Source organism: Flavobacterium sp., from assembly GCF_023151265.1.
Classification (GTDB): Bacteria; Bacteroidota; Bacteroidia; order Flavobacteriales; family Flavobacteriaceae; genus Flavobacterium.
This window is the reverse complement of the sequence record NZ_JAKLJH010000053.1, coordinates 1-15,053: the sequence shown is the minus strand read 5'-3', so window position 1 is coordinate 15,053 and position 15,053 is coordinate 1. Positions and strand designations below refer to the sequence as shown.

Annotated in this window: 16 protein-coding genes; 14 read left to right on the top strand and 2 right to left on the bottom strand. The window is 32.7% G+C overall.

Annotated elements, in window-relative coordinates:
• The 5 genes from L6Q46_RS06610 to L6Q46_RS06590 all read left to right on the top strand — a co-directional run.
• A partial coding sequence (locus tag L6Q46_RS06610) for a family 65 glycosyl hydrolase domain-containing protein (protein WP_291283649.1) occupies positions 1-1,576 on the top strand: 1,576 nt, incomplete at its 5' end.
• Positions 1,577-1,678: 102 nt separating this feature from the next.
• On the top strand, positions 1,679-3,793 hold the full coding sequence (locus L6Q46_RS06605; RefSeq protein WP_291283648.1) for a glycoside hydrolase family 97 protein: 2,115 nt from the start codon (positions 1,679-1,681) through the stop codon (positions 3,791-3,793).
• A gap of 7 nt (positions 3,794-3,800) precedes the next feature.
• On the top strand, positions 3,801-5,636 hold the full coding sequence (locus L6Q46_RS06600; protein ID WP_291283647.1) for a glycoside hydrolase family 13 protein: 1,836 nt from the start codon (positions 3,801-3,803) through the stop codon (positions 5,634-5,636).
• A gap of 9 nt (positions 5,637-5,645) precedes the next feature.
• Positions 5,646-7,079 carry an alpha-amylase family glycosyl hydrolase gene (locus tag L6Q46_RS06595; protein WP_291283650.1) on the top strand — a complete coding sequence of 478 codons (1,434 nt, stop codon included), beginning with the start codon at positions 5,646-5,648 and terminating at the stop codon, positions 7,077-7,079.
• 89 nt (positions 7,080-7,168) lie between these two features.
• Positions 7,169-8,407 carry an NAD(P)/FAD-dependent oxidoreductase gene (locus tag L6Q46_RS06590; RefSeq protein WP_291283646.1) on the top strand — a complete coding sequence of 413 codons (1,239 nt, stop codon included), beginning with the start codon at positions 7,169-7,171 and terminating at the stop codon, positions 8,405-8,407.
• On the opposite strand, the gene L6Q46_RS06585 is transcribed toward L6Q46_RS06590, so the two are convergent.
• On the bottom strand, positions 8,389-8,865 hold the full coding sequence (locus L6Q46_RS06585) for a TspO/MBR family protein (RefSeq protein WP_291283645.1): 477 nt from the start codon (positions 8,863-8,865) through the stop codon (positions 8,389-8,391). The two genes, L6Q46_RS06590 and L6Q46_RS06585, sit on opposite strands and share 19 nt — an antisense overlap.
• 82 nt (positions 8,866-8,947) lie before the next feature.
• Between L6Q46_RS06585 and L6Q46_RS06580 the strand changes: the two genes are divergently transcribed.
• The 9 genes from L6Q46_RS06580 (at position 8,948) to L6Q46_RS06540 (ending at position 14,726) form a co-directional block, all read left to right on the top strand.
• On the top strand, positions 8,948-10,027 hold the full coding sequence (locus tag L6Q46_RS06580) for a diphosphomevalonate decarboxylase (protein WP_291283644.1): 1,080 nt from the start codon (positions 8,948-8,950) through the stop codon (positions 10,025-10,027).
• Positions 10,028-10,056: 29 nt separating this feature from the next.
• On the top strand, positions 10,057-10,281 hold the full coding sequence (locus tag L6Q46_RS06575; protein WP_291283643.1) for a hypothetical protein: 225 nt from the start codon (positions 10,057-10,059) through the stop codon (positions 10,279-10,281).
• Positions 10,278-10,565, top strand: coding sequence for a type II toxin-antitoxin system RelE/ParE family toxin (locus tag L6Q46_RS06570; RefSeq protein ID WP_291283642.1), 288 nt, complete (start codon positions 10,278-10,280; stop codon positions 10,563-10,565). Before L6Q46_RS06575 ends, L6Q46_RS06570 begins: the two co-directional genes overlap by 4 nt.
• 10 nt (positions 10,566-10,575) lie before the next feature.
• On the top strand, positions 10,576-10,797 hold the full coding sequence (locus tag L6Q46_RS06565; RefSeq protein WP_291283641.1) for a hypothetical protein: 222 nt from the start codon (positions 10,576-10,578) through the stop codon (positions 10,795-10,797).
• A gap of 46 nt (positions 10,798-10,843) precedes the next feature.
• Positions 10,844-11,782, top strand: a complete 939-nt coding sequence (locus L6Q46_RS06560; protein WP_291283640.1) for a mevalonate kinase — start codon at positions 10,844-10,846, stop codon at positions 11,780-11,782.
• A complete protein-coding gene (locus L6Q46_RS06555) occupies positions 11,782-12,408 on the top strand; it encodes a hypothetical protein (RefSeq protein WP_291283639.1) in 627 nt (208 codons plus the stop codon). The genes L6Q46_RS06560 and L6Q46_RS06555 overlap by 1 nt, the downstream gene beginning before the upstream one ends.
• On the top strand, positions 12,395-13,315 hold the full coding sequence (locus L6Q46_RS06550) for a geranylgeranylglycerol-phosphate geranylgeranyltransferase (protein WP_291283638.1): 921 nt from the start codon (positions 12,395-12,397) through the stop codon (positions 13,313-13,315). The genes L6Q46_RS06555 and L6Q46_RS06550 overlap by 14 nt, the downstream gene beginning before the upstream one ends.
• A gap of 28 nt (positions 13,316-13,343) precedes the next feature.
• A complete protein-coding gene (locus tag L6Q46_RS06545) occupies positions 13,344-14,237 on the top strand; it encodes a pseudouridine synthase (RefSeq protein WP_291283637.1) in 894 nt (297 codons plus the stop codon).
• Between the two features lie 129 nt (positions 14,238-14,366).
• Positions 14,367-14,726, top strand: a complete 360-nt coding sequence (locus L6Q46_RS06540; RefSeq protein WP_291283636.1) for a nuclear transport factor 2 family protein — start codon at positions 14,367-14,369, stop codon at positions 14,724-14,726.
• Positions 14,727-14,784: 58 nt separating this feature from the next.
• Here L6Q46_RS06540 and L6Q46_RS06535 read toward each other — a convergent pair.
• Positions 14,785-15,053 (bottom strand): hypothetical protein (locus L6Q46_RS06535; RefSeq protein ID WP_291283635.1); only part of this gene is annotated, 269 nt, incomplete at its 5' end.

Here is a 15,053-nt window from a genome sequence, read left to right as displayed (position 1 = left end):
TCAAGAAACAAAAGATAAAATTCAATTTTCATATGAAGTTGCTGTTACAAAAGGACAAACAACTTCTATTCAAAAAATTGGCGGTTATGCCGTTTCAATGAATCATGAAAATACAATTATAGGTGCAAAAAACAGCATCGCCAAAGCATTAGAAATCGGTATTTCACAATTAACTGAAAACCAAAAAGAAGCTTGGGCAAAAATTTGGGAAATGAGCGATATTACCATTGATGGCGATGTAAAAGCCCAACAAGGAATTCGTTTTAATATTTTCCAATTGAATCAAACCTATTTAGGAAAAGATTCAAGATTAAATATTGGTCCAAAAGGATTTACAGGTGAAAAGTATGGAGGTTCTACTTATTGGGACACCGAAGCGTATTGTATTCCTTTTTATATGGCTACCAAAGACCAACAAGTAGCGAGAAATCTTTTAGCCTATCGATACAACCAATTGGATAAAGCCATCGAAAATGCCGAAAAATTAGGTTTCAAAAATGGAGCTGCTTTGTATCCAATGGTAACTATGAATGGTGAAGAATGTCATAACGAATGGGAAATTACTTTCGAGGAAATTCACAGAAACGGTGCCATCGCTTTTGCCATTTACAACTATTACCGATTCACAGGAGATTATTCGTATATTCCAGAAAAAGGTTTAGAAGTTTTAATCGGAATTGCCCGTTTTTGGCATCAAAGAGCAACGTTTTCAACGTACAGAAATCAGTATGTGATTTTAGGAGTAACGGGACCAAATGAGTACGAAAACAACGTAAATAATAATTTCTACACCAATTACATTGCAAAATGGTGTATTGATTATACAGTGGAGCAAATCAATAAAATTGATACAGAATATCCATCGGATTATACCCGAATCATGAATAAAGTGAAATTATCACAAGCCGAAATTTCAGCAATGAAAAAAGTGGCGGATAATATGTATTTCCCTTATTCTGAAGAACACGGCGTATATTTACAACAAGATGGTTTCCTAGATAAAGAATTAATCACAGTAGCTGATTTAGATAAATCGCAACGACCAATCAATCAAAAATGGTCTTGGGATAGAATTTTACGTTCGCCTTACATCAAACAAGCGGATACGTTACAAGGATTCTATTTCTTTGAAGATCATTTTACCAAAGAACAATTAGAAAAACATTTTGATTTTTACGAACCGTTTACCGTTCATGAAAGTTCACTTTCACCATGTGTACATTCGATTCAAGCGGCTGTTTTGGGTAGAATGGAACAAGCTTATACATTTTATTTAAGAACTTCACGTTTAGATTTAGATGATTATAACAAAGAAGTCGAAGAAGGATTACATATCACTTCTATGGCGGGAACTTGGATGAGTATCGTAGAAGGTTTTGGTGGAATGCGTGTTAAAAATAACCAATTGCATTTTGAACCAAAAATTCCAGCACAATGGAAAGGCTATTCCTTCAAAGTGAATTTCAGAAACGCCATTGTAAAAGTTGAAGTAAAACAAGAAGGAACAAACGTTTCCATTGAAGGAAATTCAGATGTGGATGTTTTTGTAAACGGAGAATCGCAATTAATTAAATAGTAAGACATGAAATCGCCATTAACAAAAAGTTTGCATAAACAAACACTTATGATTAAAAAAGGCGATACCATATGTTACCGCTAAAAAATAAAATTTAAACATATGAATAAATATTTTGTTTCAGTATTTGTGATGGTTTTTTCGATTTTTGGTATGAATGCTCAAGAATTAAAATCACCCAATGGAAATTTCAAAATGGTTTTCGCTTTAGAAAAAGATGGTACACCAACGTATCAACTTTTCATGAAAAATAAAGAAATCATCAAAAAAAGCAAGTTAGGTTTAGAACTTCAAAAAGACAAAAAGTCATTATTGAATGATTTTAAATTGGTAAACGAAGTCCGAAATACTTTTGATGAAACTTGGAAAACCGTTTGGGGTGAAGAAACCGAAATTCGCAATCATTACAACGAATTAGCACTAACACTGAAACAAAATGAAACCGAAAGACAAGTTATCATTCGTTTTCGATTATTCAATGATGGTTTAGGTTTCCGTTACGAATTTCCAGAACAAAAAAACCTAACGTATTTTGTAGTTAAAGAAGAACGTACCGAGTTTGCTATGACCGGCGACCACACCGCATTTTGGATTCCTGGCGACTATGATACGCAAGAATACGATTTTACAGAAAGTAAGTTAACCGAAATTAGAAAGTTATTTCGTGGAGCGGTTTCTGAAAATGCTTCACAAAAACAATTTTCTGATACGGGAGTTCAAACGTCTTTGATGTTAAAAACCGCAGACGGAATTTATATCAACATTCACGAAGCGGCATTAATTAATTATTCTTGCATGCACTTGAATTTAGATGATAAAAACTTAGTTTTTCAATCGCACTTAACTCCCGATGCTAAAGGAAATAAAGGCTATTTACAAGCGCCATGTGTTTCACCTTGGAGAACGATTATTGCGAGTGCTGATGCTCGTGATATTTTAGCTTCTAGAATGATATTAAACTTAAACGAACCTTGTAAAATTGAAGATACTTCTTGGATTAAACCTGTAAAATACATCGGTGTTTGGTGGGAAATGATTACCGGAAAAAGCTCTTGGGCGTACACTGATGAAATTCCATCTGTACAATTAGGAATTACCGATTTCACCAAAGCTAAACCAAACGGTAAACACGCAGCTAATACGCAACATGTAAAAGAATATATTGATTTTGCTGCTAAACATGGTTTCGATGCCGTTTTAGTGGAAGGTTGGAACGAAGGTTGGGAAGATTGGTTTGGTCACGAAAAAGATTATGTATTCGATTTTGTAACGCCTTATCCTGATTTTGATGTGAAAGGAATTCACGAATATGCCAAATCTAAAGGTGTAAAAATGATTATGCATCACGAAACTTCTGGTTCAACCAGAAATTATGAACGTCATTTAGATAAGGCATTTCAATTCATGAATGACAATGGTTATGATGCAGCAAAAACGGGTTATGTTGGGAATATTTTACCTTTAGGCGAACATCATTATAGCCAATCGATTTTAAATCATTATCAATATGTGATTGAAAAAGCGGTGGATTATAAAATTATGATTAATGCCCATGAAGCCGTTCGTCCAACAGGAATTTGTAGAACCTATCCAAACATGATTGGAAACGAATCAGCTCGTGGAACAGAGTTTCAAGCGTTTGGTGGTTCAAAAGCGAATCATACCACTTTGTTACCTTTCACAAGATTAATTGGAGGTCCAATGGATTACACACCTGGGATTTTCGAGATGGATATTGCCAAATTAAATCCAAACAACAATTCACATGTGAATACAACTTTAGCGAATCAATTGGGATTATATGTGGTAATGTATTCGCCACTTCAAATGGCTGCCGATTTACCAGAAAATTACAATCGATTCTTAGATGCGTTCCAATTCATAAAAGATGTTCCGGTAGAATGGTCAACTTCAAAATATTTAGAAGCTGAGCCAGGTTATTATATCACAATTGCTCGAAAAGATAAAAATTCTAACAATTGGTTCGTTGGAAATTCAAACGGATACAATGCTAGAACATCAACGATTACATTAGATTTCTTAGAAAAAGGGAAAAAATACGAAGCCATTATTTACGCCGATGCTGCCGATGCGGATTATAAAACGAATCCACAAGCATACAAAATTTCAAAACAAAAAGTAACCAATAAGACTAAATTGCAATTGAGAACGGCAGCAGGCGGTGGCTACGCTATTAGTATTGTTGAGGTTAAATAAAAAAGCTATGAAAAAAATAATTTTCTCACTAATTACCTTGTTCACACTTTCGCTTTCGGCACAAATTGACCGAATGGAACCACCGTTTTGGTACGAAGGAATGAACAAAAGCGAAGTTCAAGTATTGTTTTACGGAAAGAATATTGCTCAAAATTCGGTAAGCATTTCAAATAATGTAGTAATTACAAATGTAGTCAAAACCGAGAATCCAAATTACCTTTTTGTTACGATTGATACTAAAAATGTTAAAGCACAAGAACTACAATTTACGTTTGCCAATGGTAAAAAAACATTCAAAAGAAATTTCGAAATTAAAAAGAGAAGACCCAATTCTGCACTTCGTAAAAGTTTTGACGCATCTGATGTGATGTATTTATTGATGCCAGATCGTTTTGCAAATGGAAATCCAAATAACGATTCTTCACCTGAGCTACAAGAAAAAGCCGACAGAAGTCTCCCAGGAGGAAGACATGGTGGAGACATACAAGGAATCATAAATAATTTAGATTACATCAAAGAGTTAGGTGCAACAGCAATTTGGAGTACACCAATGTGTGAAGATAATGATAAAGGCTATTCATACCATACTTACGGTCAATCCGACGTGTATAGAATTGACCCGCGTTACGGAACCAATGAAGAATACAAAAAGTTAGCTGATGAAATGCACAAGCGTGACATGAAATTAATCAAAGATTACGTTACGAATCATTGGGGAGCCGAACATTGGATGTTTAAAGATATGCCAACATACGATTGGTTTCACCAGTTTCCAGGTTATAAGCAAAGTAACTATCGCATGACGACTCAGTACGATACAAATGGTTCAAAAATTGATGCTAAACTTTGTATGGATGGTTGGTTTGTACCTAGTATGCCTGATTTAAATCAGTCGAATCCTTTGGTGTTGAATTATTTAATTCAAAATGCAATTTGGTGGATTGAATATGCGGATTTAGATGGTTTCCGTGTTGACACGTATTCATACAACGATAAAGAAGGAATCGCAAAATGGACAAAAGCGATTACTGATGAATATCCATATTTCAATATTGTTGGTGAAGTATGGATGCACGATCAAGCCCAAATTTCGTATTGGCAAAAAGATAGCCCAATTGCTAAAATTCAAAGTTATAATTCGTATTTACCAAGTGTTATGGATTTTACTTTACACGATGTTTTTGGAAATGTTTTCAATGAAGATAGAGCGGATTGGAGCAATGGAATGATTAAATTTTACGAAAATTTCGTTAATGATTTCTTGTATGCCGACCCAAATAACCTATTGATTTTCCTAGAGAATCATGATACAGGTCGTTTCAATCAGATTTATCAAAACGATTTTAAAAAATACCAATTAGGAATGACCATTATGGCAACCATGAGAGGAATTCCACAATTGTATTATGGCTCTGAAATTGGAATGGCGGGCGACAAAGGAAAAGGTGATGCCGATATTCGTCAAGATTTTCCTGGTGGTTGGAAAAGAGATTCAAACAATGCATTTTCTGCTAGTGGAAGAACAGCAGAACAATCCAAATACTTCGATTTTTCGAAAAAAGTTTTGAATTGGAGAAAGAACAAAGAAGTCATTCATACCGGAAAATTAACGCATTATATTCCTGAAAACAATGTGTATGTTTATTTCCGTCACAACGACAAAGAAACGGTTATGGTGGTTATTAATAATGCACCTGATAATCAGAAATTGAATCTTTCTCGTTTTCAAGAAAACATCAAATCGTTTACCTCAGGAAATGATATACTTTCAGGGAAAACAATCGATTTGAAAAATGAATTGGCGATTGAAGGTAAAACGTCTATGATTTTAGAATTAAAATAAGAAATTATGATTAAGAAAATTGTCATTGCATTAGCTGCTATGTTGGTTATCGGATGCAAAAATGAAAATAAACCATCAACAACAGAAATGCCAAAAGAAATTGCAAAATTTTCTCCCAAAGTGGAAGAAAACGCCGTTATTTATGAAGTAAACATTCGTCAGTATTCACCTGAAGGAACGTTTAATGCCTTTTCAAAAGACATTCCGCAATTGAAAGAATTGGGAGTAAAAATCATTTGGGTGATGCCTATTTTTCCAATTTCACAAACCAAAAGAAAAGCTACAGGTGGCGATGATAGTAAATTTGCATCTGAAATGCCAGCAGCAGAGCAACACAAATATTTAGGAAGTTACTACGCTGTTTCTGATTTCAAAAAAGTTAATCCAGAGTTTGGAACTATTGAGGATTTTAGAAATTTAGTTAAAACAGCGCACGATAATGGTATTTATGTAATCTTAGATTGGGTGCCAAATCACACGGGTTGGGACCACGTTTGGATAAAAGAGCATCCAGAATATTATACAAAAAATGCTAAAGGTGAAATTATCGATCCAATTAATCCTGAAACTGGAAAATCATGGGGTTGGTCAGATGTTGCCGATTTAAATTACGACAATCAAGGATTACGTAAAGAGATGACAGCCGATATGTTACATTGGATTAAAAACGAAAACATTGATGGTTTCCGTTGCGATGTGGCTAGTAATGTACCTTTAGATTTTTGGCAACAAGCTATTCCGCAATTGCGAAAAGAAAAAAATATTTTCATGTTAGCAGAAGCTTGGGAGCCTGAATTATTAAAAGATGGTTTGTTTGATATGGCCTATGGTTGGGAAGCGCATCACACTATGAATAGAATCGCTCAAGAAAAAAATACAGTGAAAGATTGGGATAAATTCATAGCGGAAGATGCAAAAAAATATGAAGCTAATGATATTCTAATGAATTTTGTGGATAATCACGATGAGAATTCTTGGAATGGAACGGTTAAAGGAAGATTAGGCAAAGCAGAAGAAGCGATGACTGCTTTATCTTATGTAATGCCAGGAATGCCATTAATTTACAGCGGAAATGAATACGGTTTAAATCATAGTTTGAAGTTTTTCGAAAAAGATTCGATTCCAAAAACAAAAGGGAAAGAGTGGGAATTAAGAGCAAAATTAGGAAAGTTAAAAGCTGAAAATATTGCTTTAAACGGCGGAAAAAATAAAGCTAAATACACTCGAATTAAAACAAACGATGATACTAATATTCTGGCTTTTGTTCGTGAGAAAAATGGTAAAAAAGTAGTTTATATTGCGAATTTTTCAAGTAAACCAATTAACTCTAAAGTAGCTGTTACGGGTGAATTTGTCAATTACATGACGGGAAAACCAACGAGTTTAAACGACAAAGTAGTCATCACGTTACAACCTTTTCAATCTTTCATATTGACAAACTAAATATTTATTTAAATTCATTTTTAAAGTCCTATTGTAAGTCAATAGGACTTTTTATTTTGAAATTACCGATATTTGCAAAAACAAATCATTTGAACTCAAAATACAACATCATCATCATTGGCGGAGGCGCTGCCGGATTTTTTACTGCAATCAACATTGTAGAGAAGAATCCAAATCTAAAAGTAGCTATTCTTGAAAGAGGAAAAAGCGTTTTAGAAAAAGTACGCATTTCTGGTGGCGGAAGATGTAATGTGACGCACGCTTGTTTTGTACCAAATGATTTAGTGAAGTTTTATCCTCGTGGCGAACGCGAATTAAAAGGACCATTTAACCAATTTTGTTCAGGTGATACGATTGAATGGTTCGAAAACCATGGTGTTGAACTTAAAATTGAAGATGATGGAAGAATGTTTCCTGTTTCTAATTCATCTCAAACCATAATTGATTGCTTTCAAGAAGCGGTTAAAAAGCTAAAAATCGATGTTTTAACTAATCACAGCGTTCAAGAATTGTATAAAACTGAAACCCATTGGAAAGTAACCACAACTCAAGAAATTTTTACTTGCGAAAAAATAGTAATGGCTTCTGGGAGTAATCCAAAAATGTGGGAATTGCTACAAAATTTAGGTCATTCAATTATCGAACCTGTTCCATCTTTATTCACTTTCAATATCAAAGATCCTCGAATTAAAGATTTAATGGGACTTTCGGCTCTAGCTTCAGTAAAGGTTAAGAAATCCAAGTTAGAAGCTTCTGGGCCATTATTGATTACGCACTGGGGAATGAGCGGTCCAGGAATTTTAAGACTTTCTGCTTGGGGAGCTAGAGAATTAGCTGAAAAAAAGTATCAATTTGCTATTCAAGTCAATTGGTTAAACGAAACCACTTTTGAAGAAGCGCTTGATTTGTTGAAAGATATCAAAGAAGAAAACGCCAAAAAATTAGTTTCAAAATACGCACATTTCGAATTACCAAAACGCCTTTGGGAAAACCTTGTAAAATCAGCCGGAATTTCAGACGAACTAAAATGGGCTGATGTAAGCAAAAAACAATTGAATTCATTAATTGAACAACTTACAAATGGCGAATTTCACGTAAACGGAAAAAGCACTTTTAAAGAAGAATTCGTTACTGCTGGCGGAATCGACTTAAAAGAAGTTAATTTCAAAACCATGGAAAGTAAAATTTTACCAAACGTTTATTTTGCAGGTGAAATTCTAAATATCGATGCTATTACAGGTGGATTTAACTTTCAAAATGCTTGGACAGGCGGATTTATAGTGGCAAATTCTATTGTCGAGACAAATTATTATCGGTTTAACCAATAAATACTTCCAGTTAAAATCGTTGCAAATCCAACCCAAGCTAAGTATGGAATCAATAAATACGAAGCCCTTTTGTCTATTTGTTTGAAAATATGATACGTTTCATAAATGATTAACCAAAGTAAAATAATTTCGATTAAAGCCAATAAAATATTGTTCAATCCAAAGAATAAATACGACCACAAAGCATTTAAAAGCAATTGAACAGTAAAAAACAACAGTCCTTTTTTTACTAATTCTTTGTTGGATTCTAATTTATTCCAAACCATACCAGCTGCAATTCCCATCATAATAAAAAGCATGGTCCAAACTGGAGCAAAAACCCAATTTGGCGGATTAAAACTTGGTTTTTTAATTTCTGGATACCAAGTAGTAATGCTCGATTGCGTAACATTACTTGATAAGTAACCAACAGCCAAACAAATGGCAACGCAGTATATAATTTTAAGATATTTGTTCATGTTTTCAATTTTATAGGCAAATTAACGAAATATCAAGGGAACAAATCAATCAAAATCGGTATTTTTGTCAAAATTTTAAGCTATGCTTACCGAAAAAGATTTTATCGCCACCCCACATAATTCTATTGATTCCGCTAGTTTTGAGTGGAGCGCTCCTAGTAATATTGCCTTAGTGAAATATTGGGGCAAGAAAGAAAACCAAATCCCAGCGAACCCATCGATAAGTTTTACGTTAAACAATTGTAAAACTATTACGAAGTTGGAAGTCGTTAAAAAATCGGAAATCAATAGTTTTTCATTCGATTTGCTTTTTGAAGGAAAACCAAAAGAAGATTTCAAACCAAAAATTCAAAAATTCTTTGAAAGAATTGAACAATATTGTCCGTTTTTGAAAGAATATCATTTTAAAATTGATACTCAGAACACTTTTCCTCACAGTTCTGGAATAGCTTCTTCGGCATCTGGAATGGCAGCTTTAGCAATGAATATTATGAGTTTAGAAAAAGCAATTAATCCAACAATTTCTGATGACTATTTCTATTCAAAAGCTTCTTTTTTAGCAAGATTAGGAAGTGGAAGTGCATGTAGAAGTATCAAAGGTGAAGTAGTAGTTTGGGGAAATCATGCTGAAATTAATGGAAGTTCAGATTTATTTGGAGTGGAATTTTCAGAAATTCATTCTAACTTCAAAAACTATCAAGACACGATTTTATTAGTCGATAAAGGCGAAAAACAAGTTTCGAGTACGGTTGGGCACGATTTAATGCACAATCATCCTTATGCTGAAAGAAGATTTGCTCAAGCTCATGAAAATTTATCCCAAATAAAAGCGATTTTATCCTCTGGAAATGTATCAGAATTTATCAAAATTGTAGAAAGCGAAGCATTGACTTTACATGCGATGATGATGACTTCGATGCCGTATTTTATCTTGATGAAACCCAATACATTAGAAATCATCAATAAAATTTGGAAGTTCAGAAATGAAACACAGATTCCGGTTTGTTTTACATTAGATGCTGGAGCCAATGTACATGTTTTATACCCTGAAAATGTAAAAGAAAACGTATTGCAATTTATTCAAGATGAATTGATTGGCTATTGTCAAAATGGTCAGTATATTTGCGATGAAATTGGTAATGGTGCAAATCAATTAAAATAATTCGTATATTTACCATAGATTTTGATAAAATGGACATTCGATTAGAAAAAATAGAATTGATTAAGTTGCTGAGAGAGACAGAAAATCTTTCGGTTGCAACTTATATTAAGAATATTTTTGTGAAAGAAAAGAAGGATTGGTGGGATGAATTGCCTAATTATGTCAAAGAAGGAATTGAAGAAGGAGAACGTGATATAGCTGAAGGTAGAGTTCATTCATATGAAGAAATAAAACAGTACTTTGGTTGGAAATGAGAGAGTTGGTTTTTTCTTCCCGAAGCAAAACTGAAATTAAAGCGATTGTTGATTATCTGATTGAGAAATGGTCAGTTAGGATTAGTGATAAATTTTTAGATAAATTAAAGGTAAATTTAGATTTAATTCAAAAATCACCTGAATTGTTTCCAAAATCAAAAAGTAGTAATTACCATAAATGCGTCGTCATCAAACAAGTTACTGTTTTTTATCGTTTTGATTACAAGAAAATTTACATTGTATCCGTTTTTGATACTAGACAAAATCCAAAAAAGATAAAATAAATTTATTGAAATGGAAATTGAATTAGAAAAGATTGAACTATTGAAATTGCTCAATGAAACAGAAGATCCAGAAGTGATAAAAGAAATAAAATGTATATTTCAATTAGAGAAAATGGGTCTCATAGACAAATTATCTGAAGAGCAGGTTGTATTTATTTGTCAAAATGTGATACTTGATAAAAATGGGAATTTTTTGAATCTTGAAGATATAATTGACAGCATTGAATACTAGAAACTAAAAATCTGATTACTATAAACTGTAAACTGAATACTAAAAAATGAAAGGACCACTTTTTTACTCAAAAATATTACTTTTCGGAGAATACGGAATTATCCAAGATTCGAAAGGACTTTCAATTCCGTACAATTTTTACAATGGTGCTTTGAAGAACGATGGGAATTCGTCTGAAAGCGCTATTAAATCTAACGAAAGTTTAAAAAAATTCGTTGTTTACTTGGAGCAATTACAAGTTGAACAACCTAAGTTAGTAACTTTCAATTTAGAAGTTTTAAAACAAGATGTAAATAACGGAATGTATTTCGATTCTAGTATTCCTCAAGGATATGGAGTAGGAAGTAGTGGTGCTCTGGTAGCAGCTATTTACGATAAATATGCTAATGATAAAATCACAGTGTTAGAAAATTTAACACGTGAAAAATTATTGCAATTAAAAATGATTTTTTCTCAAATGGAATCGTTTTTCCACGGAAAAAGTTCAGGTTTAGATCCGTTGAATAGTTATTTGAGTATACCAATCTTAATCAACTCAAAAGATAATATTGAAGCAACTGGAATTCCAACACAAAGCACACAAGGAAAAGGTGCGGTTTTCTTAATTGATTCAGGAATTGTGGGCGAAACAGCTCCAATGGTTTCGATTTTTATGGAAAACTTAAAAGATAATGGTTTCCGTACGATGTTAAAATCACAATTCATAAAATATACCGATGCTTGTGTGGAAAATTTCTTACATGGCGACGTAAAATCACTATTAGAAAACACTAAACAATTATCAAAAGTAGTTTTGAACAACTTCAAGCCTATGATTCCAGAGCAATTTCACCAAGTGTGGCAAAAAGGAATCGATACCAACGATTACTATTTGAAATTGTGCGGTTCTGGCGGTGGTGGTTATATTTTAGGATTTACTCAAGATTTAGACAAAGCAAAAGAATCTTTGAAAGACTATAAATTAGAAGTAGTTTATAATTTTTAATGGAATATTACATTGTTTTTTTAAAGTGTTTTTCTTTAGCTTATTTGTTTTTTTACAACAGTTGGAGTAAAGCCTTTTTTAAAAAAGAAATTTTCAACAATGAATTTTTAAATCCTTTAGAAAGTTCCTATTTTTCTTTTGTGGATAATGGTTTTAAGTATTCTAAAATAATAATTAAATATTGGAGTTTGCTTTCGTTGATTCTTTTGTTTGTTTTACTGAATTATGAATACCTATTACAGCTATTTTTATATCATACGATTGATAAAAACCAAGATGATAATTCTTTTTATTTTTCAAGCTATTTAGAGTTTTTTTTACCGTTCATTTTGCCTTTAGTGGGGTTGTTGTTTTTTATTAAAAGAATTTCAAATAGTTTTATTTGGGTTACAATTCTTTCATTAGTATTTTTAATTCCTTTAAACGAGTTATTGCTTATCGAAGTTTATAAATTAAGATACAATTACTTGATATACGATACCATTCCGAAGGAATTACAAATTAATTTTTGGAATTATTTTACAGATCCATTCGATTATTTGATTCCTTATTTAATTTGTATGATGATTTTGGTCGCAGTTGTTAAATTCATAAAAGAAAAAATAAGCAAAAATGCTCACTCGTAAATCCAAATTAGTCCTTACTAAAATATTCAGCTTCTTTTCTGTGATTAGAGGATATAATATTTGGGTCGTGGCGTTAGCGCAATATCTTTCTGCTATTTTTATTTTGGCTCCTGAGAAACGAGCGTTGGATATTATTCTCGATTGGCGTTTGTTTTTAATCGTGGTAGCTTCTACATTAACGATTGCTTCGGGTTATATCATTAATAATTTTTACGATGCTAAAAAGGATTTAATCAATCGCCCTAAAAAAGCCATGATTGACCGTTTGGTGAGTCAGGAAACGAAGTTGAAAGTCTATTTCGGAATTAATTTCATCGTCGCTTTGTTGATGTTTTTTATTTCGTGGCGTGCGGTTTTGTTCTTTTCGACTTATATTTTTCTGATTTGGTTTTATTCGCACAAATTGAAAAAAATGTTCTTAATTGGAAACATCACAGCTGCTGTTTTAGCTGTTTTGCCATTCTTTGGAATTTTGATGTATTATAAAAATTTCTATCACGTCATTTTTGCTCATGCGACTTTCTTATTGTTGCTTATTTTAATCCGGGAATTAATCAAAGATTTAGAAAATATCGAAGGCGATTTAATAGCCGATTACAAAACCATTCCTGTTGTTTTTGGTGAAAAAATGGCGAAATCTATTATTTCGGTTTTAACGATTTCTACTTTAATTCCAGTTTATTTTTTAATTGAAGTTTATGATGTAGGTTACATGGATATTTACTTTTATTTAAGTTTGATTGGGTTGTTGTTTTTTGCTTTACTTTTATGGAAAGCAACTTCTAAGACGGAATATCTAAGACTTCATTTTTTATTGAAATTTATCATTGTTTCAGGCGTTTTTTGTATTGTTTTAATAGAACCTTCGGTTTTAATTCATGGCAAAAAATTGATTTCCATATATTAGTTATATCTTTGCAAAAATTGTTTATAATATGTCACGTCATCAAGATAGCGATAAAAGTCGTCCAGGTTCAGGAAGACAAGGAGGTTACAAAAAGGATAGTAATTCAAGAGGAAATGCGCCAATTCGTAAAGCGCCTTCAAAGTTTAAAACCAAACCAGAAGCTGCTAAAGAAGCGCCTAAAGCTCCAAAATCTCCAAAAAAACCATCTAATCCAGATGAAATTCGTCTAAACCGCTACATTTCTAATTCTGGAATGTGTAGTCGTAGAGATGCGGATATTTACATTCAAAGTGGAAATGTAAAAGTAAACGGTGAAGTAATTACTGAAATGGGTTACAAAGTAAAATTAACCGATTCAGTTCAGTTTGATGGTGTAAACATCACCCCAGAAAAGAAAGAATATATCCTTTTAAATAAGCCAAAAAACTTCTCAACTGCTGGAGATGATTCGCAAGGTTCAACTAATGTTTTAGATTTAGTTCGAAATGCAACAAAAGCGAATTTAATGCCTGTAGGAAGAATGGATAAAACAACGACAGGTTTGTTATTGTTTACTAATGATACTGAGATTATCCAAAAATTCACTGCTCCAAACCAACGTTCATCGAAAGTATATCAAGTTTCTTTAGATAAAAATTTGAAATTCGAAGATTTAGAGCGTATCCAAAAAGGATTAACGATTGACGACCACAAAGTATATGTGGAAGAAATCACTTACATTGAAGATCAACCAAAAAGTGAAATCGGAATTAAAATGAAAACATCTAACGTAAAAGTGGTTCGTAAAATTTTTGAACACTTAAAATACGATGTTTTAAAAGTAGACCGTGTAACTTTTGCCGGTTTAACAAAGAAAAATTTACCAAGAGGCGATTGGAGATTCTTAACCGAACAAGAAATCATCAACCTTAAAAATGCTTAAACGTATTTTTTGAAACACATAGGCACATCGATTTTTTCTTTGTGCCTTTTTTATTTAGTAATCTTTGCGAACTTTGCGAAAAACCTTGCGTCCCGAGGCTTCGGGATTTGCGTTTAAATTTTAAACTTTATGCCAAATCAACTACAACAAATCGCCATTAAATGGTTTGATGCTTTCAATACGAAAAACTTAGAAAAGTTATTAGAATTATACGACGACGAAGCTCAACATTTTAGTCCGAAATTAAAAATTCGTCAACCTGAAACCAATGGTTTAATTATCGGAAAAGAAGCGATGCGCGTTTGGTGGCAAGACGCTTTTGATAGATTGCCAACATTACATTACAAAGTAACTTCATTAACCGCCAACACCGACCGAGTTTTCATGGAATACACACGTCAAGTTGTAGGTGAAGCCGATATGTTAGTAGCTGAAGTTTTGGAAATTAAAGAGGGGAAGATTGTGTTTTCTAGGGTTTATCATGGGTAGAAAGTAATTTAAAATAAACTACTTGCAAAGTGTAAATTTGGCTAAATTTTAAGTTAGGCTAGTATTTAAATCTAAATGAGTTTAATATTGCTTCACCCATTTTTTTAAATTTTGAAAATTTGTCCTGTTCACAAGTTAATGTTAGAATATATGCTTTGTCGTTCTTTATCCAAAAAAATTGCTCATATTTGAGGTGAAATATTCCTTGATCGCCTGTATAAATCATTCGATGATATTCATCTGAGCCATCTTTTATTCTCTTACTTTCAATCAGTATTGAATTTGTAACCAATGTTTTAATTTGGTCCTCAGATATTTTTGTATATT

Coding starts and splice junctions, on each gene's coding strand:
- L6Q46_RS06560 (WP_291283640.1), top strand. CDS start 10,844: ATGAAAGGACCACTTTTTTACTCAAAAATATTACTTTTCGGAGAATAC.
- L6Q46_RS06565 (WP_291283641.1), top strand. CDS start 10,576: ATGGAAATTGAATTAGAAAAGATTGAACTATTGAAATTGCTCAATGAA.
- L6Q46_RS06550 (WP_291283638.1), top strand. CDS start 12,395: ATGCTCACTCGTAAATCCAAATTAGTCCTTACTAAAATATTCAGCTTC.
- L6Q46_RS06605 (WP_291283648.1), top strand. CDS start 1,679: ATGAATAAATATTTTGTTTCAGTATTTGTGATGGTTTTTTCGATTTTT.
- L6Q46_RS06600 (WP_291283647.1), top strand. CDS start 3,801: ATGAAAAAAATAATTTTCTCACTAATTACCTTGTTCACACTTTCGCTT.
- L6Q46_RS06580 (WP_291283644.1), top strand. CDS start 8,948: ATGCTTACCGAAAAAGATTTTATCGCCACCCCACATAATTCTATTGAT.
- L6Q46_RS06575 (WP_291283643.1), top strand. CDS start 10,057: ATGGACATTCGATTAGAAAAAATAGAATTGATTAAGTTGCTGAGAGAG.
- L6Q46_RS06570 (WP_291283642.1), top strand. CDS start 10,278: ATGAGAGAGTTGGTTTTTTCTTCCCGAAGCAAAACTGAAATTAAAGCG.
- L6Q46_RS06555 (WP_291283639.1), top strand. CDS start 11,782: ATGGAATATTACATTGTTTTTTTAAAGTGTTTTTCTTTAGCTTATTTG.
- L6Q46_RS06585 (WP_291283645.1), bottom strand. CDS start 8,865: ATGAACAAATATCTTAAAATTATATACTGCGTTGCCATTTGTTTGGCT.
- L6Q46_RS06540 (WP_291283636.1), top strand. CDS start 14,367: ATGCCAAATCAACTACAACAAATCGCCATTAAATGGTTTGATGCTTTC.
- L6Q46_RS06545 (WP_291283637.1), top strand. CDS start 13,344: ATGTCACGTCATCAAGATAGCGATAAAAGTCGTCCAGGTTCAGGAAGA.